At 72.5% G+C, this 21567-nt stretch carries 19 protein-coding genes; 11 read left to right on the top strand and 8 right to left on the bottom strand.

Annotated elements, in window-relative coordinates; genetic code table 11:
• Positions 1-345: 345 nt before the first annotated feature.
• Complete coding sequence (locus LUZ64_RS12255; protein ID WP_095583389.1) at positions 346-960, top strand: TetR/AcrR family transcriptional regulator; 615 nt, start codon at positions 346-348, stop codon at positions 958-960.
• Between the two features lie 155 nt (positions 961-1115).
• On the opposite strand, the gene LUZ64_RS12250 is transcribed toward LUZ64_RS12255, so the two are convergent.
• Entirely contained in the window at positions 1116-2294 is a 1179-nt protein-coding gene (locus LUZ64_RS12250) for an alpha/beta hydrolase (RefSeq protein WP_095583390.1), read from the bottom strand.
• A 267-nt stretch (positions 2295-2561) separates the two neighbouring features.
• Between LUZ64_RS12250 and LUZ64_RS12245 the strand changes: the two genes are divergently transcribed.
• From LUZ64_RS12245 to LUZ64_RS12235, 3 genes are all read left to right on the top strand, one after another.
• Positions 2562-3116 carry a GNAT family N-acetyltransferase gene (locus LUZ64_RS12245; protein WP_095583391.1) on the top strand — a complete coding sequence of 185 codons (555 nt, stop codon included), beginning with the start codon at positions 2562-2564 and terminating at the stop codon, positions 3114-3116.
• A 271-nt stretch (positions 3117-3387) separates the two neighbouring features.
• Positions 3388-4791, top strand: a complete 1404-nt coding sequence (locus LUZ64_RS12240) for a carotenoid oxygenase family protein (protein ID WP_095583392.1) — start codon at positions 3388-3390, stop codon at positions 4789-4791.
• Positions 4792-4992: 201 nt separating this feature from the next.
• Positions 4993-6357, top strand: a complete 1365-nt coding sequence (locus tag LUZ64_RS12235; RefSeq protein ID WP_232389891.1) for a vWA domain-containing protein — start codon at positions 4993-4995, stop codon at positions 6355-6357.
• Between the two features lie 147 nt (positions 6358-6504).
• Here the strand turns inward: LUZ64_RS12235 and LUZ64_RS12230 are convergent, their stop codons facing one another.
• The 4 genes from LUZ64_RS12230 to LUZ64_RS12215 all read right to left on the bottom strand — a co-directional run bounded on the left by LUZ64_RS12230 (position 6505) and on the right by LUZ64_RS12215 (position 10614).
• Positions 6505-7539, bottom strand: coding sequence for a sensor histidine kinase (locus LUZ64_RS12230; protein WP_232389892.1), 1035 nt, complete (start codon positions 7537-7539; stop codon positions 6505-6507).
• Positions 7536-8189, bottom strand: a complete 654-nt coding sequence (locus tag LUZ64_RS12225) for a response regulator transcription factor (protein WP_095581964.1) — start codon at positions 8187-8189, stop codon at positions 7536-7538. The genes LUZ64_RS12230 and LUZ64_RS12225 overlap by 4 nt, the downstream gene beginning before the upstream one ends.
• 446 nt (positions 8190-8635) lie before the next feature.
• Positions 8636-9862, bottom strand: a complete 1227-nt coding sequence (locus LUZ64_RS12220; protein WP_095585033.1) for an RICIN domain-containing protein — start codon at positions 9860-9862, stop codon at positions 8636-8638.
• 155 nt (positions 9863-10017) lie between these two features.
• Positions 10018-10614 (bottom strand): TetR/AcrR family transcriptional regulator, encoded by a 597-nt coding sequence (locus tag LUZ64_RS12215; protein WP_095585032.1) that lies wholly within the window; start codon positions 10612-10614, stop codon positions 10018-10020.
• 49 nt (positions 10615-10663) lie between these two features.
• Here LUZ64_RS12215 and LUZ64_RS12210 point away from each other — a divergent pair, with 49 nt between their 5' ends.
• From LUZ64_RS12210 to LUZ64_RS12190, 5 genes are all read left to right on the top strand, one after another.
• Positions 10664-11677, top strand: coding sequence for an AF_0692 family protein (locus LUZ64_RS12210; RefSeq protein ID WP_232389893.1), 1014 nt, complete (start codon positions 10664-10666; stop codon positions 11675-11677).
• A gap of 66 nt (positions 11678-11743) precedes the next feature.
• Complete coding sequence (locus LUZ64_RS12205) at positions 11744-12007, top strand: hypothetical protein (protein ID WP_232389935.1); 264 nt, start codon at positions 11744-11746, stop codon at positions 12005-12007.
• Positions 11995-12264, top strand: coding sequence for a DUF7848 domain-containing protein (locus LUZ64_RS12200; RefSeq protein WP_095578558.1), 270 nt, complete (start codon positions 11995-11997; stop codon positions 12262-12264). Before LUZ64_RS12205 ends, LUZ64_RS12200 begins: the two co-directional genes overlap by 13 nt.
• A gap of 132 nt (positions 12265-12396) precedes the next feature.
• Positions 12397-14115 (top strand): methionine--tRNA ligase, encoded by a 1719-nt coding sequence (gene metG, locus LUZ64_RS12195; RefSeq protein ID WP_095578557.1) that lies wholly within the window; start codon positions 12397-12399, stop codon positions 14113-14115.
• Between the two features lie 151 nt (positions 14116-14266).
• On the top strand, positions 14267-14635 hold the full coding sequence (locus tag LUZ64_RS12190; protein WP_095578556.1) for a response regulator: 369 nt from the start codon (positions 14267-14269) through the stop codon (positions 14633-14635).
• Positions 14636-14762: 127 nt separating this feature from the next.
• Here LUZ64_RS12190 and aspS read toward each other — a convergent pair whose 3' ends face one another.
• Positions 14763-16538 carry an aspartate--tRNA ligase gene (gene aspS / locus LUZ64_RS12185; protein WP_095578555.1) on the bottom strand — a complete coding sequence of 592 codons (1776 nt, stop codon included), beginning with the start codon at positions 16536-16538 and terminating at the stop codon, positions 14763-14765.
• A 176-nt stretch (positions 16539-16714) separates the two neighbouring features.
• On the opposite strand from aspS, the gene LUZ64_RS12180 reads away from it, so the two are divergent.
• The gene (locus tag LUZ64_RS12180; protein WP_095578554.1) at positions 16715-18919 is read left to right on the top strand and encodes an ATP-binding SpoIIE family protein phosphatase; all 2205 of its coding nucleotides are present in this window, start codon (positions 16715-16717) and stop codon (positions 18917-18919) included.
• Between the two features lie 58 nt (positions 18920-18977).
• Here LUZ64_RS12180 and LUZ64_RS12175 read toward each other — a convergent pair whose 3' ends face one another.
• Positions 18978-19931, bottom strand: coding sequence for a pirin family protein (locus tag LUZ64_RS12175; RefSeq protein ID WP_095578553.1), 954 nt, complete (start codon positions 19929-19931; stop codon positions 18978-18980).
• Between the two features lie 148 nt (positions 19932-20079).
• On the opposite strand from LUZ64_RS12175, the gene LUZ64_RS12170 reads away from it, so the two are divergent.
• Positions 20080-21033, top strand: a complete 954-nt coding sequence (locus LUZ64_RS12170; protein ID WP_232389894.1) for a trypsin-like serine peptidase — start codon at positions 20080-20082, stop codon at positions 21031-21033.
• Positions 21034-21056: 23 nt separating this feature from the next.
• Here the strand turns inward: LUZ64_RS12170 and LUZ64_RS12165 are convergent, their stop codons facing one another.
• Entirely contained in the window at positions 21057-21509 is a 453-nt protein-coding gene (locus LUZ64_RS12165) for an SseB family protein (protein ID WP_095578551.1), read from the bottom strand.
• Between the last annotated feature and the right edge of the window lie 58 nt (positions 21510-21567).

The following is a 21567-nucleotide window of genomic DNA, read 5'->3' as shown; positions in this document are numbered from 1 at the left end:
TATCGGCGCTATTCACCGGGTAACCGCCGGACCGGGCCGTGCGGGCAGGCCGCCGGGGCAGCCCCGGGCCATGGCCCGGGGCTGCCGGGCAGGTCACGGGCGGTGTCCCGGTCCGTGTTCGAACCAGCGACCGTCGCGATCACGAAAATGTACGTATTACGTGCCGGTGGTGTCGCGGTCGCCCGTGCGCCCTCCGCCGCGCCCGCTTCCTGCGGCATGATCTCCACTCCCCACACCACGCGCGGTGGCGGTTCGAGGGAGGCCGTCCGGGATCGGGCCGACCGTGTGCCGGAAGCCAAGTACCGGCTGGGGACGGAAGGTTCACAACGACATCGGGAGAGACCCATGGGCAGCAGCACCCCCCAGGCGCGCAGGAGCGACACCCGTGAGCGCATCCAGAAAACGGCCCTGGACCTCTTCGTCTCGCGTGGTTACGAGAAAACGTCGCTACGGGAGATCGCCGAGGAGCTCGGCGTCACCAAGGCGGCGCTGTACTACCACTTCAAGACGAAGGAGGACATCCTCAGCGCGATCTCCGAGGAGCTGGGCCGTCCGGTCGACGAACTCATCGCCTGGGCCAAGGAGCAGCCACCGGGTCTGGAGACGCGGCGCGAGCTGCTGATCCGCTACAGCGCGGCCCTGAAGTCGGCCATCCCGATCTACCACATCCTCCAGGAGAACCAGGCGACGCTGCGGGACCTCGCCGTCGGCCAGACGCTGCGCGAGCGGGTGGAGTCCATCGCCCGCCTGATGCACGCCGGCGGGATCCCCTTCGACACCCATGTCCGGGTCGCCAGCGCCCTGCTGACCGTCCACTTCGGGGCGTTCACGCTGGACGAGGTGGGCGGCACGGACGAGCAGAAGCGGCAGGCGCTCCTCGCCGTGGCCCTGGAGACCCTGGACTCGGCCGGCGCCCGCGCGGCCGAGGAGGCCACCGCCAAGGCGGTCGGCAAGGGCTGACCGGCCCGGACGGCCGGACGACACCGGGCCGGAGCGGCACCCCGCCGCTCCGGCCCGGTCATGTCCGCCTGCCTGTCCGCCCGGGGTACGCCGGCCCGGACGGTCAATCGAGGCCGGTTGTGGAAGGCCGGTTGTGGACGGTCAGTTGTGGACGGTCAGTTATTGACGTCCTGCGGGAAGACCAGCTGCTTGCCCATCCACTCCATGGCCGGGGAGATCTCCCGCCGCCAGGTGGTGAAGTTGTGGCTGCCCTCGGGGAGGATCATCTTGTCCGCCTTCATCGGGGGCTTCACCGCGTCCAGGAAGCGCTTCGTCTCCTTCAGGTTCTTCTCGCCGTGCAGGCTGCTGGTGACCAGCACCGTGGCGGGGGGCGCGGGCAGGTTCCTCAGCCGCCAGATCAGGTCGTGCTCGTGGCGCCGCTTCTTCTCGTCCGGCCCCTTGCCGAAGAGGTCGCCGGTGGTGAGGTCGGTACCGACCTTGTAGTCACCGGAGAGGGCGGCGGCGACCGGGTAGACGTCCGGTTGGCGCATGGCGAGCAGCAGCGAGCAGGTGCCGCCCGAGGAGTAGCCGAGGGCGCCCCAGGCGCTCGCCTTGTGGCCGACCCGGTAGCCGCTGCGGAGCGCGTCGGGCAGGTCCTTCGTCAGGAAGGTCTCGGCCTGCGGGCCGCCGGGGACGTCGACGCACTCGGTGTCGCGGGGCATCGCGATGTTCGGCGAGAGCATCACGACGACGGTCGGCTGCATCTTGTTCTCGGAGATCAGCTTGCTCGCGGTCTTCGGCACCTGGAGGTGCTGGGAGAGGCTCTCGGTGCCGCCGGGGTAACCGGTGATCGTCACGATCACCGGGAAGCGCTGGCGCTCGTACTGCTTCTGGAAGTACTGCGGCGGCAGATAGACGAAGGCCGGGGCGGCCGCCTGGGCCCGGCGGCCGATGATCTTCACCGATTCCATCCTGCCGACCTGGTCCGGCGGGCCCTTGGGCAGTCCGGCCTTCTCCAGGCCCTCCGGCGGACCGGGCTGCACCAGCCCGCCCTTGCCGGTGTCGACCCGGGCGCCCGTGCCGGCGAGGTCCGTCACGCCGGTGACCTGGCCCTGCGAGCGGTCGTACTTGCCGATCAGCTGGCCCCAGGTGCCGTAGAAGCTCTGGGCGGAGTTCACCGCGAGCAGCACCGCGGACATGATCGTCAGCTGGGTGGTGAGGATCGCGCCGAGCCGGCCCAGCACCGGCAGCGCGCCGCGCCCGGAGAGCCGGGGCCACAACCAGACGGTGAGCCCCACGCACAGCACGGCGACGAAGACCACTGTGTACAGAAGCGACCTGCTGGTCAGGCCCATGCGCCCCTCAACTCCCTGCCCCCATGGTGGGCACTCATGTTCGGTCCGGCCATGCTCACCGATGAAGAGGCCGTAATGGGTGGACAGGGTTGCTCTGGACCCATTTCTTCCCCTCCTCTTGTCCTGCCCGTGGCCTGGGCGCCCATCCCTGTTAGCGGGCGCGAAACCGGCCCCCCGGAGCGCCGAAAGCGACAACGAACCGCCCTGTGGCCGGTTACCGGCCCCGTCCGGGGGTGGGTACGAGCCGCGCTGGGCAGGAAGGGCTGCATGGGCGAAGTCTTCTTGCGCAGGTTGAGCCGATGGCAGGCCGAGCAGTACCGCGAGCAGCTCGCGGATCTGCACGGAGCGGCGTACGGGAGCCCGCCGGGCGAGGCCCTCCGCGACCGCGCCCCCTTCCTGGAACAGCTCGCCGGGGCCTCCGCGCGGCCCGGCTTCGACCTGGTGCTCGCCGACGGCGGAGGGCCGGTGGGCTGCGCGTACGGATACCCGGCGGCGCGGGACAGCGGCCTGTGGCGCGACTTCGCCGGTCGCGTCCCCGAGGAACTGGAGGAGCTGACGGCCGCGGGCCGCGTCTTCGTGCTCGCCGAGCTGATGGTGCTGCCCCGGCACCGCCGCCAGGGCATCGGCAGGCGGCTGCACGACCGGCTGCTGTCGGGCAGCGGCGCGGCGCTGGCCGCGGTGGTCCTCGCGCCGATGGACGCCCGGAGCCAGGCGGTCCGCGCGGCCCGCCGCTCCTGGGGCTGGGTGGCGGCCGGCACGCTCCGGCCGGCCACGCCGGGCGGCCCGGCGCCGGAGGTGTTCACGCGACCGCTGCGCAGATGACGGCCGGGGCGGGGGCCTGCGGCGAGCGGCGTGACGGCCGGGGCGGCGGCGGGCCGGCGAGCGGCGCGGCGCACCGGCCCCGGGGCCGCCGGAAAGCGGGCGGCGGCCCCTCCCGCTTCCCTACGGCCCCTCGCGGGCGGCCCCTCCCGCTCGCTACGGCCCCTCGCGCCCTCCGGCTCCTTCGCCCTCTGGCCGAACACCCTCTTCCGCTGGATGGTGGGGGGACGGCCCCACGGCCGCGGAGCGGTGGGGCAGCGGGAGGGGATCGCTCATGACCCAGGACGCCGGCACGGCCCGGGCCGCCATCACCAACCGGTACCTCAGCGGTCTCTACGCGCCGGTGCGCGAAGAGATCACCGCGGTCGACCTGCCGGTGACCGGCCGGCTGCCCGAGTCGCTGCGCGGCCGCTACCTCCGCAACGGCCCCAACCCCCTCGGCGACCCGGACCCGGCCACGTACGGCTGGTTCGGTGGCGAGGGCATGGTGCACGGGGTGCGGCTGCGCGACGGCAACGCCGAGTGGTACCGCAACCGCTGGGTCCGCTCCGACGCCGTGGCCGGGCACCTCGGCGAGAAGCTGCTGCACGGACCGCGCCACCTGGACCTGGACTTCGCGCCCAACACCCATGTCCAGCGGTTCGCCGGGCACCTCCTCGCGCTGGTCGAGGGCGGCTCGCTGCCGTACGAGCTGGACGACGAGCTGCACACGATCGGCCCGTTCGACTTCCACGGCACGCTGCCCGGCGGGCTGGCCGCGCACACGGTGATCGACCCGGCGAGCGGTGAGCTGCACACCGTGGCGTACTGCGTGGCCCGGCCGTACGTGCAGTACCTCGTCGCGGGCACGGACGGCCGGGTGCGGCACCGGGTGGACATCCCCGTGGAGGGGCGCCCGCTCATGCACGACTTCTCGCTGACCGAGCGGCACGTCCTGCTGTACGACCTGCCGGTCGTCTACGCCGCCCCGGGGCCGGGCGCCGAGCTCAGCGCGCACTGGGACGACGCGCGCCCCGCGCGCCTGGGCGTGCTCCCGCGCGACGGGGGCGCGAAGGACGTGCGCTGGCTGGAGATCGATCCGTGCTTCGTCTTCCACCCCATGAACGCCCATGAGCGGGACGGTGTGATCACCGTTCATCTCGTCCGCTACGAGCGCCTCTTCGACTCCCGCGCGAAGTCGGCGGCCGCCCCGTCCCGGCTGGAGCGGTGGACGGTCGATCTGGCGGCGGGCTCGGTGCGGCGGCAGCCGGTCGACGACCGCCCCGTGGAGTTCCCGCGCGCGGATCCGCGCCGGCTGACCGGCCGGAACCGCTTCGGCTACGCGATGCTGGAGCCGTCCGGCCTCGTGGACACCTCGGCCCCGTACGCGACGGGCGGCGCCGGCCCGGACCGGCTGGGGGCGGGGCTGGTCAAGTACGACCTGGAGCGCGGCACGAGCGAGTGCTTCCTGGTCCACCCGGCGGGCGACATCGGCGAGGGCGCGTTCGTGCCCGCCGCCCCGGACGCGGCGGAGGACGACGGCTGGGTGCTGGCGTACGCCTACGACCCGGAGCGCGCGGCCTCGGACCTGGTGGTGCTGGCCGCCCAGGACTTCGCCGCGGGGCCGGTCGCGACGGTGCACCTGCCGGTACGGGTGCCGCTGGGCTTCCACGGCAACTGGATCCCTGACGGGGAGTGAGAAATTCTCGCGCGGGGGCACACGGGTGCGAGTGGAGGCGGGGGCTTTCCCCCAACGGTGTTTGCGGGGGAAGGCTTATGAGGGTCCTGAGCACGCTGGGGCGGGTGCGACAGCTAGCCTTACCTAGCCGTCCGGACACGGGACGATTCCCCGCACTACGGACATTTCATAGCTCCCGAGACATGTGAAGGACTTCTCCCCATGGGCATTCGGAGTCTGCTGCGGAACGCGTTCGGCCGGTCCAGGACAGCGACAGCCGAGCGCGACGAACCCGGCCTGCCCCAGCAGAACGCGGGCCCGGGCGGCGCCGACGGCGCGGAACCGGCGGGTGCCGGGGCCGGCGCCGCCCCCGGGAAGGAGGCCGCCACCGACGGCGGCACCCTGGCGGCCGTACCGGCACCGGCCGCGGAGCCGGCGCCCACGGGCGGGCGGGACGAGCACGAGGCGACCGGGGAGGCCGCCACGGAGGCCCCCGGGGCGCCGGCCATCGCCCGGCCGCGCGCCTCCGCCGAGGGTTCCGTGCCGGAGCCCGCCGCCGAGCCGGCCGGGGCCTTCCGGGCGCCGGTGCCCGCGCAGCCCCGGCCGGCCGCCGAGGACACGATCCCCGACCCCGGCCCGCTCGGCCCCACCCCGGGCCCGGTGCCGCAGCCCGACCCGCTCCCCCAGCCGGAGCCCTCGCCGACCCCGATGCCGGCCCCCAAGCCCATCCCGGAGCCGGACCCGGTGCCCGCGCCGAACCCCGAGCCGCTGCCGGAGCCCGAGCCCACCCCACGCCCCGCACGACCCCGCCCCGAGCCCGGCCCCACCCCGGAGCCGTCGCCCGCGATGCCGCCGCGCGAGCAGGCACCGGCGGTGAGCCTGGAGAAGCTGGAGAAGACCGCCCCCGGGCTCGTCAGCCTCTACAAGGAGGCCAAGGTCTCCCTGGAGAAGCAGGGCCTCGTCGGGCAGCGGGCGGCCGTCTACCTCGTCCTCGACCGGTCGGGCTCGATGCGCGAGTACTACAAGAACGGCACCGTGCAGCACCTCGCCGAGCAGGTCCTGGGGCTGTCCGCGAACCTCGACGACGACGGCACCGTGCCCGTCGTCTTCTTCTCCACCGACGTCGACGGTGTCGCCGAGCTGAACCTCGACGACTACGCGGGCCGCATCGAGGAACTGCACTCCGGCATGGGTCACATGGGCCGGACCAACTACCACTGGGCGATGGAGGCGGTGATCGAGCACTACCGGAACTCGGGTGCCACCGACCCCGCGTTCGTCGTCTTCCAGACCGACGGCGGGCCTTACAGCAAGCCCGCGGCCGAACGCGCGCTGTGCCAGGCGGCGGAGCTGCCGATCTTCTGGCAGTTCGTCGGCTTCGGCGACCCGGAGGGCAAGGGCTTCGACTTCCTGCGGAAGCTGGACGACCTGCCGGTGCCGGAGAAGAGGGTCGTGGACAACGCGGGCTTCTTCCACGCGGGGCGGGACCCGCGGGCGCTCGGGGACGCGCGTCTGTACAAGGAGCTGATGGTGGAGTTCCCGGACTGGCTGGCGGAGGCCCGGGCGGCGGGGATCGTGCGCGACTGACCCGCCGGGTCGCGGGGCTCGGCCCCGGACCCCGGTCCTCAATCGCCGGACGGGCTGATTTCAGCCCGTCCGGCGATTGAGGACATCCGGGAAGGGGCGGGTAGGGGAAAAGGCCCCGCGCAGCGGCACCTCCCCGGCAACGCCCCGTCACGGCCCCGGCAACTCCACCGTCACCCGCAACCCACCCCCCACCGCCGGAACCGCCCGCACCACACCCCCGTGCGCCCGCGCGATCGACCGCACGATCGACAGACCCAGCCCCGCCCCCGCCCCACCCGTCCGCTCCCGGCCGCGCCCCCGGCGGAACGGTTCGAAGAGACCGTCCACGTCCGCCGCCGCGACGACCGGCCCGGTGTTGCGCACGGAGAGCCGGCCCGGTCCGACCCTGACCTCGACGGTGCCGCCCCGGTGGTTGTACTCGACGGCGTTGCGCAGCAGGTTGCCGGTCAGCTGGGCGAGCAGTACGCGGTCGCCGCGCAGCGGCGCCGGGGACGCCTCGACGCCGATCCGGACCTCCCCACGCTCCGCCCGGCCCGCGACGGCCGCGACCTCCTCCGCGACCACCTCGGCCAGGTCGAGCGGCTCGCGCCGCTCCAGCCCGCGCTCGCTGCGGGCCAGTGCCAGCAGTCCGTCGATGAGCCGCTCGGAACGGCGGTTCGCGGCGAGCAGGACCTCCTTCGTCCGGGCCAGCTCGGCCGGTGAGGGGTCGCCGTCCAGGCCCACCTGGACGGCCGCCCGCTGGGTGGCCAGCGGGGTCCGCAACTCGTGCGAGGCGTTGGAGACGAAACGGCGCTGGCTGTCGAACGCCGCGTGCACCGGCCGCAGCGCCCGGCCGGCGATCCACCAGCCGACGCCCACCGCGAGCAGCGCGGTGACCAGCAGCGCCACCCCGGACCAGAGGACCAGCTCACGGGAGGCGGCCGCGCTGACGTCACCTGAGACGCGGTGGACAGTGGAGACGGTGAGCTCCCGGGTCTCCGACGGCAGCGCCGGCCCCGTGGACTCCGCGCGCCGCACGGGCACCGCCAGCCGTGCGATGGTCCCCGCCCGCTCGCGCGTCCCCGCCCGCGAGAGGAGGTTGACGGTGAGCAGCAGCAGCCCGCCCAGAACGACGAAGACCGCGCCGAAGGCGACGGCGATCCGCGTCCGGGCCGTGGGGGCGAGCAGCCGGAGCGGGCTCACAGGACGTACCCGACACCCTGCACGGTACGGATCAGCGGCGGGTCGCCGAGCTTGCCGCGCAGCTTGCTCATGGCGACGCGCACCGCGCCCGTGAACGGGTCGGCGTGCGCGTCCCAGGCCCGCTCCAGGAGCTCCTCGGCGCTGACGACCCCGCCCTCGGCCTCCAGCAGGATCTGGAGCAGCGAGAACTCCTTGGGCGAGAGCTCCAGCGCCCGGCCGTCCCGCTCGGCCGTCCGCCGCACGGTGTCCAGCCGTACGCCGTCCCGCTCCAGGAGCGGCGGCGCGGGCCGCGCGCTGCGCCGCCGGAGCGCCCGTACGCGCGAGACCAGCTCGGGGAACTCGAAGGGCTTGGGCAGATAGTCGTCCGCCCCCAGGTCGAGGCCCATGACGCGGTCCTCCATGCTCCCGGCGGCGGTGAGCATCAGGATCCGGGTGCGGGATCCGGTGCCGACGAGGTGCCGGGCGACGTCGTCGCCGTGCACCCGGGGCAGGTCGCGGTCGAGGACGACGACGTCGTAGTCGTGCAGGGAGAGATAGGCGATCGCCGCGTCCCCGCTGTAGACGGTGTCCACGGCGAAGCCGGCCCGGCGCAGGCCGGTGGCCACGATCTCGGCCAGCGTCTCCTCGTCCTCGGCGACCAGTATCCGCATGACGTCGTCCCTCTCCTTCTCCTTCGGCGCACCCCCTTCCCAGGATGAGGGTGTACAGGAGGAGATGTTTCGCAAATGTCTCCTTATACGCGGGTTATGCGCGGGGCGTGCGAAGACCGCGCGAAAGCCGTGCGGCCGCCGTCGCGACGGCGGCGCTCACGGAGGGCGACGGTGACACTCACGGAGGACGGGGCGCCCGTGCCCGCCCCCCACGCCGCCCGCGCCCGGGAACGCCCCAGCGCGCCCCTTCCCGGCCGTGACGGAAGGCCGACCGACTGACTACGCTAGGTAGCCGTAGGATCACGCTTCGGATTCTGGAGTGACTTCCGGGCGCCGGGGCGCGAGACCACGGAGGGGGAGGGGAACCCGGGTGGCGGGAGTGGCGGGAGGGCACCTCCCGCCACCCGGGTACACACAGCGGCGCCACCGCCGCCAAGACACCGCCGCTACGACCAGAGACCCAGCAGGAAGGGATACGCGCCGAGGATCTTCGCCGGGCCCTGGACCACCTCACGGAAGGTGAAGACGAGGTACTGATCGCCCTTCGTGGCGAAGAAGTGCGTCTCGTCGCCGACGGCGGCCGAGGCGATCGTGTCCGGCGTCCGGAAGCCGGCGGGCACGTGCTCCAGGACGAGCTCGCGCACCTCACGCCCGTACCGCCCGCGCGGCAGGTCCACGGTCGCCGTGCCTTTCTCGCCGAACACCAGATAGCGCGAGCCGTCCGGCGCCGCGGCCACCGCCTTCAGCGGGCGGCCGGTGCCACCGAGCTCCTCCTCGGGGAAGTAGTGCCCGAGCGGCACGTCCCTGGAGCCCTTCTCGGAGAACTCGACCGCGAGATCGCCCTTCACCCCCAGATAGGGGTGGGCCGATCCCCTCGGCGTGGTGGTGACGAAGTCGAAGCCGTCGTGGAACTCCTTCGGCAGGTGCGGGAACCGCTCCACGATCTTCCGCGGCCCGCCCTCGATCCGGTTGCGCTGCGAGAACCGGACGACCTCGTCGCCCCGGAAGCCGTCGAAGCGCACGTACGGCGTCCGGTCGGCACCCGGCACCCACTTCGACACGGTGCCGAACACCCCGCCCCCGGCCTCCAAGGTCGTCTTGAAGATGCTGGTCACGGTGGAGAGCAGGCCGCCCGGGCCGGGCTCCACGAGCAGCCCGGCCAGCGCGTCGAAGGTCCTCTTCGCCCCGCGCGGCCCGACCGGCTCGAAGTGCCACTGCTGGGCCGCCCTGTCCGCGCCCGTGCGCTCGTGGCACTGGTCGATCACGACACCCTCGGCCGGTACGTCGCTCCGGGCGTTCAGCCACAGCCCGCTGTGGAGGTTCGAGAAGCGGTGCAGGTCCATGTTGGTGAGCAGCCAGGTCTGGCTCCGGTACGCCGGGCTGTTCTCCGCCAGGTGGCCCTGGACGACGGGCGCCCCGGGCTCCCTGCCGTAGCGGCGGGCCTGTAAGTACCGTCCGCTGTGCTGGTTCCGGATCCGGTAGGTGTCCTTGCCGCCCTGGCCGGGCTCCAGCCGCCACGCCTGGCCCGCCCGGAGCGGCCAGTCGTGGAGCTTCTCCTGGACGATCTCCGCCGGAGCGTCCCCGCCTGCGCCCCCGCCTGTGCCCTTCACGGTCAGATACAGCCCGGTCTTCTCGTTCCGGAGCAGATACGCGGCCTGGGTGTCGACGCTCATGGACCCTCCTGGAGCGGGGCTGCGGCGGAACACCGACTGTTCCGGCGGCTGCTCACCCTAGGAGCCGCCCCGGCACGGGTCGACCACGCCGACTCGGCCACGGCAGGACCGGATCCAGCCGTTCCGAATCGCCCCGGGCCAGGGCACGGGCCGGTTCAGCCCGCCGGACGGCCCACCAGCCCGGCGACGATCCGGCGCAGCTCGGCGGTCTGCGCCACGGGGTCGAAACCCTCCTCGCCGGCGGCCAGGTAGCAGGCGTCGGAGAGCCGCAGGATCCACCCGGCGAGGCGCTCGGGCGGGAACGCCGGCCGGCACCCGTCCGCCGCCGCCCGCTCCAGCAGCGTGGTGAGCGCGTCCCGGGTCAGAGCCTCGTCCGTCGCGACCATCACGGCGAACTCCTCGTCCCGGTTGGCCTGGAAGAGGGCCGCCGCCAGCAGCCCCGGGACGAGCGGGTCGGCGAGGTCGGTGAGCAGATGGTCCACCAGCAGGTCGAGGCCGTCCCCGGGCCGCGCGGCGGCCAGCGCCCGCTCGCGCGCCGCGGCGTTGCGCGGCAGGTCGTCGCTGAACAGCGCGTGGAACAGGGCGCGCTTGGTGGGGAAGTAGTGGAAGAGGGTGCCCGAGCCGATCCCCGCGCGACGGCAGACGCTCGCGGTGGAGGTGCCGTCCACGCCGTGGACGGCGAACTCCCGCGCCGCGGCCTGGAGGATCAGGGCCCGCTTACGGGCGTGCTGTTCGGGATCGACGGTACGCATGGGAAAAATATTAGAGCACGCACTCTAGAGTGCGTGCTCTAATAATGCGATGCAGACGCCTCCGACGCCCGCACGGGCCCGCCGCCGCTGGATACCGGTCCTCGGCCTGACGCTCCTGTCCCCGGTCGCCGCCGAGTACCTGATCGGCTACGGCGACACCATCGGCCGCCCGAAGGAGCTCCTGGCCGGACTGCTCGTCCTCGGCCCGCTCTACGGCACGGTCGCCGTGCTGATCCGGGAGGCCGTCCGGCGCACCGGGCGCGGCTGGCCCTCGATGCTGCTGCTCGGTCTCGCGTTCGGGCTGATCCAGGCCGGGATCATCGACCAGTCGCTGTTCAACGACGACTACCGCGACGTACCGGACTGGCAGGAGACGCTGCGCCCCACCTTCGTCCCGGGCCTCGGCATCAGCGCGGCCATGGCCCTCAACTTCCTCGTGGGCCACATGGTCTGGAGCTTCTGCGCGCCCGTCGCCGTCGTCGAGGCCTGCGTGCCCCGGCTGGCCGACCGCCCCTGGCTCGGCCGCACCGGCCTGATCGTCCTGCCGCTGCTCTACCTGGCGGCCGCCGCCCTCATCTACCAGGACCACCTGCGCACCGAGCACTTCACCGCCGCGCCCGCGCAGACCGCCGGCACCGCCGCCGTCGCGCTCGCCCTCGGCGCGGCCGCCTTCGCCCTCCCCCGCCGCCGCCCGGCCGAACGCCCCGCCGGCACCCGCGCCCCGGCCCCCTGGGTGGTGGCGTGCTGCGCCGCCGTCGCCCTGGCCGTCCACCAGAACGTGCCGCCGACATGGCCGGGCGCCGCCGCGGACGCCGCGCTGCTCACCGTGCTCGGCGCGCTGCTCCTGCGCTGGTCCGGACGCACGGGCTGGGGGCGAAAGCACGTACTGGCCGCGAGCGGTGCCGCACTGATGGTCAACGCCCTGCTGTCCTTCGTGGTCGAGCCGCTCGGCCACCCCTCCGTGGCGGCCAAATTCGCCACCAACGCCGCGATCACCCTGGGTGTCATGGCACTCCTGGGGTGGGCACACCGGTCCCTGCGGCGCCACGTGGCCACACCCTGAACAACGTCACCCTGCGTACCCGCACGGTCACCGATCAGGCCCCGTCTCAGTGGGCATCGTAAGAGTGTGAGCAAAGAAAACCCCCCCGCGCTCCCTACCCCCTCTCCCCCGCCGCCCGGCCCCCCGGGCCCGGTCAGCTACGCCGTCGACACCCGCACCGACCGGCTCGGGCAGGTCATGGACCGGCACGCCGGACGGCTCCAGCTCCGCCCTCCCCAAGGCGGCGTCGAGTGGGACTGCCCTCCCGAGTACGCCCGCCCCGCCTCCGAGGCGGAGACGCTACGCGCCCGCGTGGCCCGGCTGAACGCCGAGAGCAGGTGGGGGCTTTGACCGCGCGCACGGTGTTCCTGTTCGGCACCTGGACCCTCCAGCCCGACCAGGAGCCCGACGCGGAGCCGATCACATACGCCATGCAGTGCGCGGTCTGCGAGGAGAGTTCGGCCGTCGTCGAGGACCTGACGCACGCACAGGGCTGGACCTTCCGGCACGCGGGCCGGAACCCCTCGCACCACACCTACCGGGAGGTGATCACCAGGCCCTGGCGCGCGTGGATGGCCGAACCTCCCCCCACCGCGAGCCGCACCTGACCGCCGGATCCCCACCCGGCCGCGGACCACCGGGCGCCGGCGCCCTCTGCTGCCCAGCCGACAGCGCAGCACAGGGCCGGCGCTCGGATACGCTAAAGACCTCTGTACACCGCGACCAGGGAGCAGCCGGAAATGGCTCGACACCTCATCACCAGCGCCCTTCCGTACATCAACGGGATCAAGCACCTGGGCAACATGGTGGGGTCCATGCTCCCGGCGGACGTGTACGCCAGGTACCTCCGCCAGACCGGCCGCGAGACGCTGTACATCTGTGCCACCGACGAGCACGGCACCCCGGCCGAGCTGGGCGCCAAGGAGCTCGGCCTGCCCGTGGCCGAGTTCTGCGCCAAGCAGCACGACGCCCAGAAGGCGGTCTACGACGGCTTCGCGCTGTCCTTCGACTACTTCGGCCGCAGCTCCTCGCCGGAGAACCACGAGATCACCCAGCACTTCGCACGGCAGCTGCAGAAGAACGGGTTCATCGAGGAGCGCTCGATCCGCCAGGTCTACTCCCTGGCCGACGGCCGCTTCCTGCCCGACCGCTACATCGTCGGCACCTGCCCGCACTGCGGCTACGACAAGGCCCGCGGCGACCAGTGCGAGAACTGCACCCGCGTCCTCGACCCCACGGACCTGATCGACGCCCGCTCGGCCATCAGCGGCAGCAGCGAGCTGGAGGTCCGCGAGACCAAGCACCTCTTCCTCCTCCAGTCGAAGCTCCAGGGCGAGGTCGAGGCGTGGATCGACGAGCACGGCAAGGACTGGCCGGTGCTGGCCTCCTCGATCGCCCGCAAGTGGCTGACCGAGGGCCTGAACGACCGCGCCATCACCCGTGACCTGGACTGGGGCGTCCCCGTCCCGGCCGACACCTGGCCCGAGCTGGCGGCCGAGGGCAAGGTCTTCTACGTCTGGTTCGACGCCCCGATCGAGTACATCGGCGCGACGAAGGAGTGGGCGGCCCAGGACCCGGAGAACCGCGACTGGAAGTCCTGGTGGTACGAGGCGACGGACGTCCGCTACACCCAGTTCATGGGCAAGGACAACGTCCCGTTCCACACGGTGATGTTCCCCGCCACCCAGCTCGGCACCCGCGAGCCGTGGAAGAAGGTCGACTACGTCAAGGCCTTCAACTGGCTGAACTACTACGGCGGCAAGTTCTCCACGTCCCAGAAGCGCGGCGTCTTCACGCACGACGCCCTGGAGCTGCTGCCCGCCGACTACTGGCGCTACTTCATGATGGCCAACGCCCCCGAGTCGGACGACACCTCGTTCACCTGGGAGCTGTTCTCGGCCACCGTGAACAAGGACCTCGCCGACGTCCTGGGCAACTTCGTCAACCGCGTCCTGTCCTTCTCCAAGAAGCGCTTCGGCGAGGAGGTCCCGGCCGGCGCCGAGGCCGGTGAGGCCGAGGCCGCCCTGGGCCGGGAGATCGCCCAGCTGCTCCAGGAGTACGAGGAGCACATGGAGGCCATGCAGTTCCGCAAGGCGGCGCAGGCCCTGCGCGCCCTGTGGAGCGCGGGCAACTCCTACCTGGAGTCCAAGGCCCCCTGGCTGGAGATCAAGACCGACCCCGACGCCGCGGCCCTGACGCTGCGCACGGCGATGAACCTGATCCACCTGTACGCGGTGATCTCGGAGCCCTTCATCCCGCAGTCGGCGTCGGCCCTGCGCCTCGCGTTCGACCTCGCCGACGACACCCGCACATGGGTCACGGCGGACGAGGCGCGCTCCCTGACCTTCGTCCCGGCCGGTACGCCCTTCTCGGTCCCGCCGGTGCTCTTCGCGAAGATCACCGAGGAGGACCTGGAGTCCTACCGTGAGCGCTTCGGGGGCGGCGACGCCGCCGCGTAACGGCACGCCACAGCTCGACGAGGGCCCGGGACCTTTCGGTTCCGGGCCCTCGTTTATGCGCGTTGATCGATCGGCAATCGTTCGTTGAAGCCCGCCCGGCAGGCTGGAGCACGTTCGAGTCACGGGGGAAGACGGGGAACGAGGAAGAGCAGTGTTCGTAAAGCGCATCACCGTGAGCGTCCACGCCACCGACGAGCTCAGCCGGGCCCGCTTCGTACGCAGACTCCGGGAGCTGCCCGAGCTGCGCGTGGTGCGCGGGCCGGGGGACGTCGAGGTCCTGCTGATGGGGGCGGACGACGCCGCCGCGGCGGCCGAGCTGCGCCGGCGGGCCCGGGACGGCGGGGCGCCGGTGGTGCTGGTCGCGGACGAGCTCGGTGAGACGGAGCTGATGGCGGTGGCGGAGTACGGCGTGCGATCCGTGCTGTGGAACCGCCGGCTCACCCAGGGGCGGCTGGCGCGCGCCGTGCACGCCGCGGCGGGCTGCTGCCCCCGGCTGCCGCTGGTGACGGCGCTGATGTGACGGTCACGGGGCCGCCACGGGAGGCGCCCGGGCCGGCCGGGGACAGGCGCGACGACGGCCGCGCATACGCGAGGGCCCGGAACCACATCGGCGGTTCCGGGCCCTCGGGCGTACGCGCGTGCCGGCCTTACTGGGCGGGCTTGGCCTGCGGCGCCTTGCGGAGCGACAGGTGGAGCTCCTTCAGACGGGCCTCGTCGACCTCGCTCGGGGCGCCCATCAGCAGGTCCTGGGCGTTGCCGTTGAGCGGGAAGGCGATGGTCTCGCGGATGTTCGGCTCGTCGGCCAGCAGCATCACGATGCGGTCGACGCCCGGGGCGATGCCGCCGTGCGGCGGGGCGCCGAACTTGAAGGCGCGCAGCATGCCGCCGAACTCCTTCTCGACCTCCTCGTTGCTGTAACCGGCGATCTCGAAGGCGCGGTACATCACCTCGGGCTCGTGGTTGCGGATGGCGCCGGAGGAGAGCTCGGTGCCGTTGCAGACGATGTCGTACTGCCAGGCGAGGATGTCCAGCGGGTCCATCGTGTTCAGCGCCTCCAGGCCGCCCTGCGGCATGGAGAACGGGTTGTGCGAGAACTCGATCTGGCCGGTGTCCTCGTTCTTCTCGAACATCGGGAAGTCGACGATCCAGCAGAAGCGGAAGACGTTCTCCTCGAACTGGCCGGCGCGCTTGGCGGCCTCGACGCGCACGGCGCCCATGATCTTGGAGACCTCGTCGAACTCGCCCGCGCCGAAGAAGATCGCGTGGCCGGGCTCCAGGCCGAGGCGGTCGGCGAGGGCCTTGACGTTCTCCTCGGTGAGGAACTTGGCGATCGGGCCGGTCAGCGCCAGCTCCTCGCCCACGCGGACCCAGGCCAGGCCCTTCGCGCCCTGCTCGACCGCGTAGTCGCCGAGGCCGTCGAAGAACTTGCGCGGCTGGTCACCGGTGGCCGGGACGGCCAGGGCGCGGACGTGCTTGCCCGCGAACGCCTTGAACTCCGAGCCGGCGAAGACGTCGGAGACGTCGACGAGCTCCAGCTTGGCGCGCAGGTCCGGCTTGTCGGAGCCGTACTTCAGCATGGCCTCGCGGAACGGGATCCGCGGGAACGGCGAGGTGACGTGGCGGCCGTTGCCGAACTCCTCGAAGAGGTCGGTCATGACCTTCTCGATGACCTGGAAGACGTCCTCCTGCTCGACGAAGGACATCTCGACGTCGAGCTGGTAGAACTCGCCCGGCGAGCGGTCCGCGCGGGCGTCCTCGTCGCGGAAGCAGGGGGCGATCTGGAAGTAGCGGTCGAAGCCGGCGATCATCAGCAGCTGCTTGAACTGCTGCGGGGCCTGCGGCAGGGCGTAGAACTTGCCGGCGTGCAGACGGGACGGCACCAGGAAGTCGCGCGCGCCCTCGGGGGAGGTCGCGGACAGGATCGGGGTGGCCATCTCGTTGAAGCCGAGCGCCGTCATCTTCTGCCGCATCGACGCGATGACGGCGGAGCGCAGCATGATGTTGCGGTGCATGCGCTCGCGGCGCAGGTCGAGGAAGCGGTACTCCAGGCGCCGCTCCTCGTTGACGCCGTCGTCGGCGTTGATGGTGAAGGGGATCTGCTCGGCGGTGCCCAGCACCTCCACCTCGGTGACCTCGACCTCGATCTCGCCGGTGGAGAGGTCGGGGTTGACGTTGTCGGCGCCGCGGCCGGTGACCTTGCCGTCCACGCGGACGACGGTCTCCTTGGTGAGGTGGCTCAGGGCCTCGTTGGCGGGCGTGCCGGGGCGGGCGACCAGCTGGACCAGGCCGTGGTGGTCGCGGAGATCGATGAAGAGGATGCCGCCCAGGTCGCGCCGATTGTGCAGCCAGCCACTCAGTCGCACGTCGGTGTCGACGTCAGCCGCACGGAGCTCGCCGCAGGTGTGGGACCGGTACCGATGCATCGTTCATCCAAGTCGTGGTCGAGGGGTGTTCGAGATCGTGGGCCGAACTCGCTGATCGAGGCGTCTCGCGCTGGAGGAGCGCCGGGTTAGCGTCGCAGCAGCGCGTGTGCAAGCCTACCTACTGCCGCGGACGGCATCGGTGGTATCTACCCGGCATACCCGCATAAAGTGGGGCAATGCGCACCGAGGACGTACTTGCCGCCGTAGCGACGGGACTGTGGCACTGGGACAACGCCTCGCGCATCGCCACCTTCGACGCCGAGGCCGCACGGCTCCTGGGCCTCCCGGCGGAGCGCGTGGAGCTGACCGAGTCGGCCGCCCGCGCCCGGTTCCACGCCGTGGACTGGGTCGAGATCATGGGCATCATCAATCTGGCCGTCGCCGAGAACACCCTCGCCGAGGCCCGGCTGCGGGTCGTCGACGACGAGGGCCGGGTGCTGCGGACCGTGCGCAGCCGCTCCAGGCCGGTCCGGGGCGGGGCGGACTACCTGCTCGTCGGGACCGTAGAGGAGGTCCCGGCCGCGCAGCCCGGCACCTCCGCCGTCCGCACCCCCGTCACGGGCGACTGGCGCCGCAACAGAGAAGCGTTTCTGCTGGACGCGGGCCGGGCGCTCGCGGAGGCCCGCTCCACCTCCGAGGTGCTGCGGGTGGCCGCCGGCCTCTCCATGCCGGGCTTCGAGCCCTCCGCGCTGGCCGTCTTCGGCACCGAGGCCAACCGGGTGATCCTCATCGGGCACCACGGCTACGGCCCCGGTGACATGGACCCCTTCCTGGACATGCCGCTGGAGACCGCCTATCCCGCCGCCGAGGTCATCCGCACCGGCCGCGCGGTCTACATCCCCTCGCCCGAGGAGTACGAGCGCCGCTTCCCGGAGCTGTGGCCGCTGGTCGAGCGCTTCGGGCGGCGCTCCTGGGCCTTCCTGCCGCTGATCAACGCGGGGCAGACCATCGGCGCCTGGATGGCCGGGTTCGGCCTGCCCGTCTCCTTCACCCCCGACGAGCGCTCGGTGCTGACCACCGTGGCCCGGATGCTGGCCCAGGCGCTGAGCCGGGCGAGCGTGCACGAATCGGAGCGCGAGCTCTCCGTGGGGCTCCAGCGCTCGATGATGCCCACGGTGCAGCCGGACATCAGCGGGATGTCGGTGGCCGCGCGCTATGTGCCGACCGGCGGCGGCCTCCAGGTCGGCGGCGACTGGTACGACATGATCCCGCTGCCCTCCGGGAAGATCGCCCTGGTCATCGGGGACGTGCAGGGCCACGACGTACGGGCCGCCGGGCTGATGGGCCAGCTGCGGATCGCCCTGCGCGCGTACGCCTCCGAGGGCCATCACCCGGACGCGGTCCTCTCCCGGGCCTCCCGCTTCCTGGCCGGCGTCAACGGCACCGGGCCGGAGGACCTGGACCCGCGCTTCGCGACCTGTCTCTACATCGAGGTCTGCCCGTCCAGCGGGGTCCTGGTGATCGCCCGGGCGGGCCATCCCGACCCCGCGATCCGGCTGAGCGACGGCACCCTGCTCGTCCGGGCGACCGCGGGCGGCCTCCCCCTGGGCATCGACCCGGACACGGACTACCCCACCACCCGGCTCGTCCTGGAACCCGGCGAGACGATGCTCGTCTGCACGGACGGTCTGATCGAGACCGGCGGCCACGACCTGGAGACCGGCTGGACCCGGCTCCGGAAGGTCGTCGAGGGCTTCCCCCTGGACACCGACGGCGGGAACCTGGAGAAGCTGGCCGACGCCCTCGTCCAGGCCGTCCACGGCCCGCCCTCGCACTACACCACCGGGCCGCTCGTCGACCGCCGCGAGGACGACATCGCCCTCCTGCTGCTCTGCCGCCAGGTGGCCGCCTCCACGGCGGTGGGCGCCCCGGAGGCCCCGGCCCGCCCGGTCCGCCGCACGGCCCTGACCATCGCCCAGGCCGAGCCCGAGCGCATCGCGGAGGCACGGCAGCAGATACGCCACCTGATGTACGACTGGCCGGACGAGGACCAGGCCGACTCGGCGGTCCTGATGGTCTCCGAGATGGTCACCAACGTCCTCGTGCACACGGACGGCGACGCGCTGCTGGTCGCGGAGATATCCGGGGCGCCCGGCGAGCGCCGGGTGCGCGTCGACGTGGCCGACGCCAGCGACGAACTGCCGCACCGCCGGCACCCCGGCGAGATGGCCTCCTCGGGCCGGGGCCTGGTGCTGATGGAGCTGCTGGCCGGGGCCTGGGGGGTGGACCCACGGGGCGAGGGCAAGAACATCTGGTTCGAGATCTACGAGTCGGACGGCACCGCGCCCGTGCTCCCGGACGGCCCGGACGTCCCGGACTTCCCGGATATCCCGGACTTCCCGGACGCGGAAGCGCCCCCGGAGACCGGGCGGACCGCTTAGATCCGCCCGGCTTAGATCCGCCCGGCGCCGAGGGCGCCGTGGCGCGGGGAGCGCGGGCTCAGGCCGCGTCCGCCGGGATCGTCCCGAGCCGCCCGGCCTGGAAGTCCTCAAAGGCCTGCGCGAGCTCCGCCTGGGTGTTCATCACGAACGGCCCGTAGTGCGTCATCGGCTCCCGGATCGGCTGCCCGCCGAGGAGGACGACCTCGAAGTTCGGACTCCGGGACTCCTGCGTCCCGTCGGCCCGGAGGGTGAGCGCGTCGCCGTTGCCGAAGACCACCGTCTGCCCCGTACGGAAGGGCCGCTGTTCCGCGCCCGCGAAGCCGCGCCCGGCGAGCCCGTAGGCGAGGGCGTTGAACTCCGGCCGCCAGGGGAGCGTCAGCTCGGCGCCCGGGTTCAGCGAGATGTGCAGCATCGTGATGGGCGTGTGGGTGATGCCCGGGCCCTCGTGCCCGTCCAGGTCGCCCGCGATCAGCCGCAGCAGTGCGCCGCCGTCGCCGGAGGTGAGCAGCCGGACCTGCCCGCTGCCGATGTCCTGGTAGCGCGGGGCCATCATCTTGTCCCGCTTGGGCAGGTTCACCCACAGCTGGAGGCCGTGGAAGAGGCCGCCGGCCATCACCAGCTCCTCCGGCGGGGCCTCGATGTGCAGGAGGCCGGAGCCGGCGGTCATCCACTGGGTGTCGCCGTCGGTGATGGTGCCGCCGCCACCGTGCGAGTCCCGGTGGTTCATGATCCCGTCGATGATGTACGTGACGGTCTCGAAGCCGCGGTGCGGGTGCCACGGGGTGCCCTTCGGCTCGCCCGGTGCGTACTCCACCTCACCCATCTGGTCCATCATGATGAACGGGTCGAGGTACTTGTAGTTGATCCCCGCGAACGCCCTGCGAACGGGGAATCCCTCGCCCTCGAAGCCCGACGGGGCGGTGCCCACGTGCAGTACGGGGCGCTGCCTGCCGTCCGCCGGAGCGGTGACGCGCGGCAGGGTCAGCGGGTTCTCGACGGTCACGGCCGGCATGACAACCTCCTGGGTTCGTTACAGCCCTCAAGTTAGTTGAAGAGTGAACAACCTGCAAGGCCCTTCGCATTCCCGCAGCTCACGCGGCCGGTCGCAGGCGCGCCCCGGCGCCGCGCCCGGCCCGGGGCCGACCATGGACACTGGATCAATGCGCGTGAAAGCCGGCGGAAGCCTCCCGACAGGCCCGACAGCCCTCGCCGCCCTCGTCGCGGCGGTGCTCCTGGGCCTGGCCGCCGTCGCCTTCGTGGTGGCCGACCGGGGCGCGGCGACGGACGCCCCGCTGTCCGGCGGCGCCGCCTCCGGGCACTACACGGCACCCCGGGAGCTGGGCGACAAGGCCGCCGAGGCGATGCGGACGGTCGTGCGCGAGGGCGGCTCCCGGGCGCCCGGAGCGCCCGCGGACCGGGCGGCGCGGACCGCGTCGCCGCCGCCCTCGGACCCGCTGGAGGCGGCCCCCGCCGAGCCGTCCCCGGCCGTGGGCCCGCTGTTCTACACCGGGCAGGGCGAGCCGGGCCACGGCTGCACCGCGAGCGTCGTGCACAGCCCCCGGGGCGACCTGGTGATCACCGCCGCGCACTGCGTGTACCAGGGCGGCTTCCGCACGGATCTGGCCTTCGTACCGGGCTACCGGGACGGCGAGGCGCCGTACGGGGTGTGGGTGCCCACCTCCGTGGACATCTCTCCGGAATGGGCGGAGGACCGGGACCCGGACCACGACGTGGCGTTCCTGCGGGTACGCAGGGCCGGCGACGGCACCCCCGTGGAGAAGGTCACGGGCGCCGAGCGGATCCGCTTCTCACCCGACCCGGACCGGCCGACGCGGGTCATCGGCTACCCCGTGGGCGACGAGCGCCCGCTGGCCTGCCAGAACAGCACGGAGCGCTTCGGCCGCACCCAGCTCCGCTTCCCCTGCGAGGGCCTGCCCAACGGCACGAGCGGCGGCCCGTTCCTCACGGACGTCGACCCGGCGACGGGCCTGGGCACGCTCACCGGCGTGCTGGGCGGCCACGACGAGGGCGGCGACGAGCGGAACTCCTACAGCGCGTACTTCGGCGACCACGTGGCGAAGCTCTACGCCCGGGCGGCGGGCACCCGGGCCTGACGGCGCCCGCGCGACAGGCGGGTCTAGCCGTACATCCGCCGCATGGCGAAGTCGACCATCTGCTCGACGGCCTTGGCGTCGAACACCATGCGGTGGTCGCCCTCCATGTCCAGGACGAAGCCGTAGCCCGTCGGCAGCAGGTCGATGACCTCGGCGCCGGTGATCACGAAGTACTTGGACTCCTTGCCCGCGTACCGCCGCAGCTCCTTGAGCGACGTGAACATCGGGATCACCGGGTGCTGGGTGTTGTGCAGCGCGAGGAAGCCGGGGTTGTCACCGCGCGGGCAGTAGACCTTCGAGGTCGAGAGGATCACCTGGAAGTCCTCGGCGGACATCGAGCCCGTCGTGAAGGCCCGTACCGCGTCGGCGAGCGACGGCGGAGACGGCTCCGGGTAGAGCGGCTGCTCGCCGTAGCCGTTGGGCTGCTGCGGCGGCGCGTAACCCTGAGCGCCCGCGTTCTGGTCGTAGCCGTACATGGCCCCAAGCGTACTGAGTCACAGTTGGGTGATCAGGGGTTGCGTCTTATTACCGACG

Source organism: Streptomyces albireticuli (assembly GCF_021228125.1).
Taxonomy (GTDB): domain Bacteria; phylum Actinomycetota; class Actinomycetes; order Streptomycetales; family Streptomycetaceae; genus Streptomyces; species Streptomyces albireticuli.
This window is presented reverse-complemented; position numbering and strand designations above follow the sequence as displayed.

What these genes read in the sequence shown, in the direction of transcription:
- metG (WP_095578557.1), top strand. Translation starts at nt 12,397, where the DNA reads ATGGCTCGACACCTCATCACCAGCGCCCTTCCGTACATCAACGGGATC.
- LUZ64_RS12255 (WP_095583389.1), top strand. Translation starts at nt 346, where the DNA reads ATGGGCAGCAGCACCCCCCAGGCGCGCAGGAGCGACACCCGTGAGCGC.
- LUZ64_RS12180 (WP_095578554.1), top strand. Translation starts at nt 16,715, where the DNA reads ATGCGCACCGAGGACGTACTTGCCGCCGTAGCGACGGGACTGTGGCAC.
- LUZ64_RS12175 (WP_095578553.1), bottom strand. Translation starts at nt 19,931, where the DNA reads ATGCCGGCCGTGACCGTCGAGAACCCGCTGACCCTGCCGCGCGTCACC.
- LUZ64_RS12210 (WP_232389893.1), top strand. Translation starts at nt 10,664, where the DNA reads ATGCAGACGCCTCCGACGCCCGCACGGGCCCGCCGCCGCTGGATACCG.
- LUZ64_RS12165 (WP_095578551.1), bottom strand. Translation starts at nt 21,509, where the DNA reads ATGTACGGCTACGACCAGAACGCGGGCGCTCAGGGTTACGCGCCGCCG.
- LUZ64_RS12245 (WP_095583391.1), top strand. Translation starts at nt 2,562, where the DNA reads ATGGGCGAAGTCTTCTTGCGCAGGTTGAGCCGATGGCAGGCCGAGCAG.
- LUZ64_RS12215 (WP_095585032.1), bottom strand. Translation starts at nt 10,614, where the DNA reads ATGCGTACCGTCGATCCCGAACAGCACGCCCGTAAGCGGGCCCTGATC.
- LUZ64_RS12235 (WP_232389891.1), top strand. Translation starts at nt 4,993, where the DNA reads ATGGGCATTCGGAGTCTGCTGCGGAACGCGTTCGGCCGGTCCAGGACA.
- aspS (WP_095578555.1), bottom strand. Translation starts at nt 16,538, where the DNA reads ATGCATCGGTACCGGTCCCACACCTGCGGCGAGCTCCGTGCGGCTGAC.
- LUZ64_RS12250 (WP_095583390.1), bottom strand. Translation starts at nt 2,294, where the DNA reads ATGGGCCTGACCAGCAGGTCGCTTCTGTACACAGTGGTCTTCGTCGCC.
- LUZ64_RS12220 (WP_095585033.1), bottom strand. Translation starts at nt 9,862, where the DNA reads ATGAGCGTCGACACCCAGGCCGCGTATCTGCTCCGGAACGAGAAGACC.
- LUZ64_RS12170 (WP_232389894.1), top strand. Translation starts at nt 20,080, where the DNA reads ATGCGCGTGAAAGCCGGCGGAAGCCTCCCGACAGGCCCGACAGCCCTC.
- LUZ64_RS12225 (WP_095581964.1), bottom strand. Translation starts at nt 8,189, where the DNA reads ATGCGGATACTGGTCGCCGAGGACGAGGAGACGCTGGCCGAGATCGTG.
- LUZ64_RS12240 (WP_095583392.1), top strand. Translation starts at nt 3,388, where the DNA reads ATGACCCAGGACGCCGGCACGGCCCGGGCCGCCATCACCAACCGGTAC.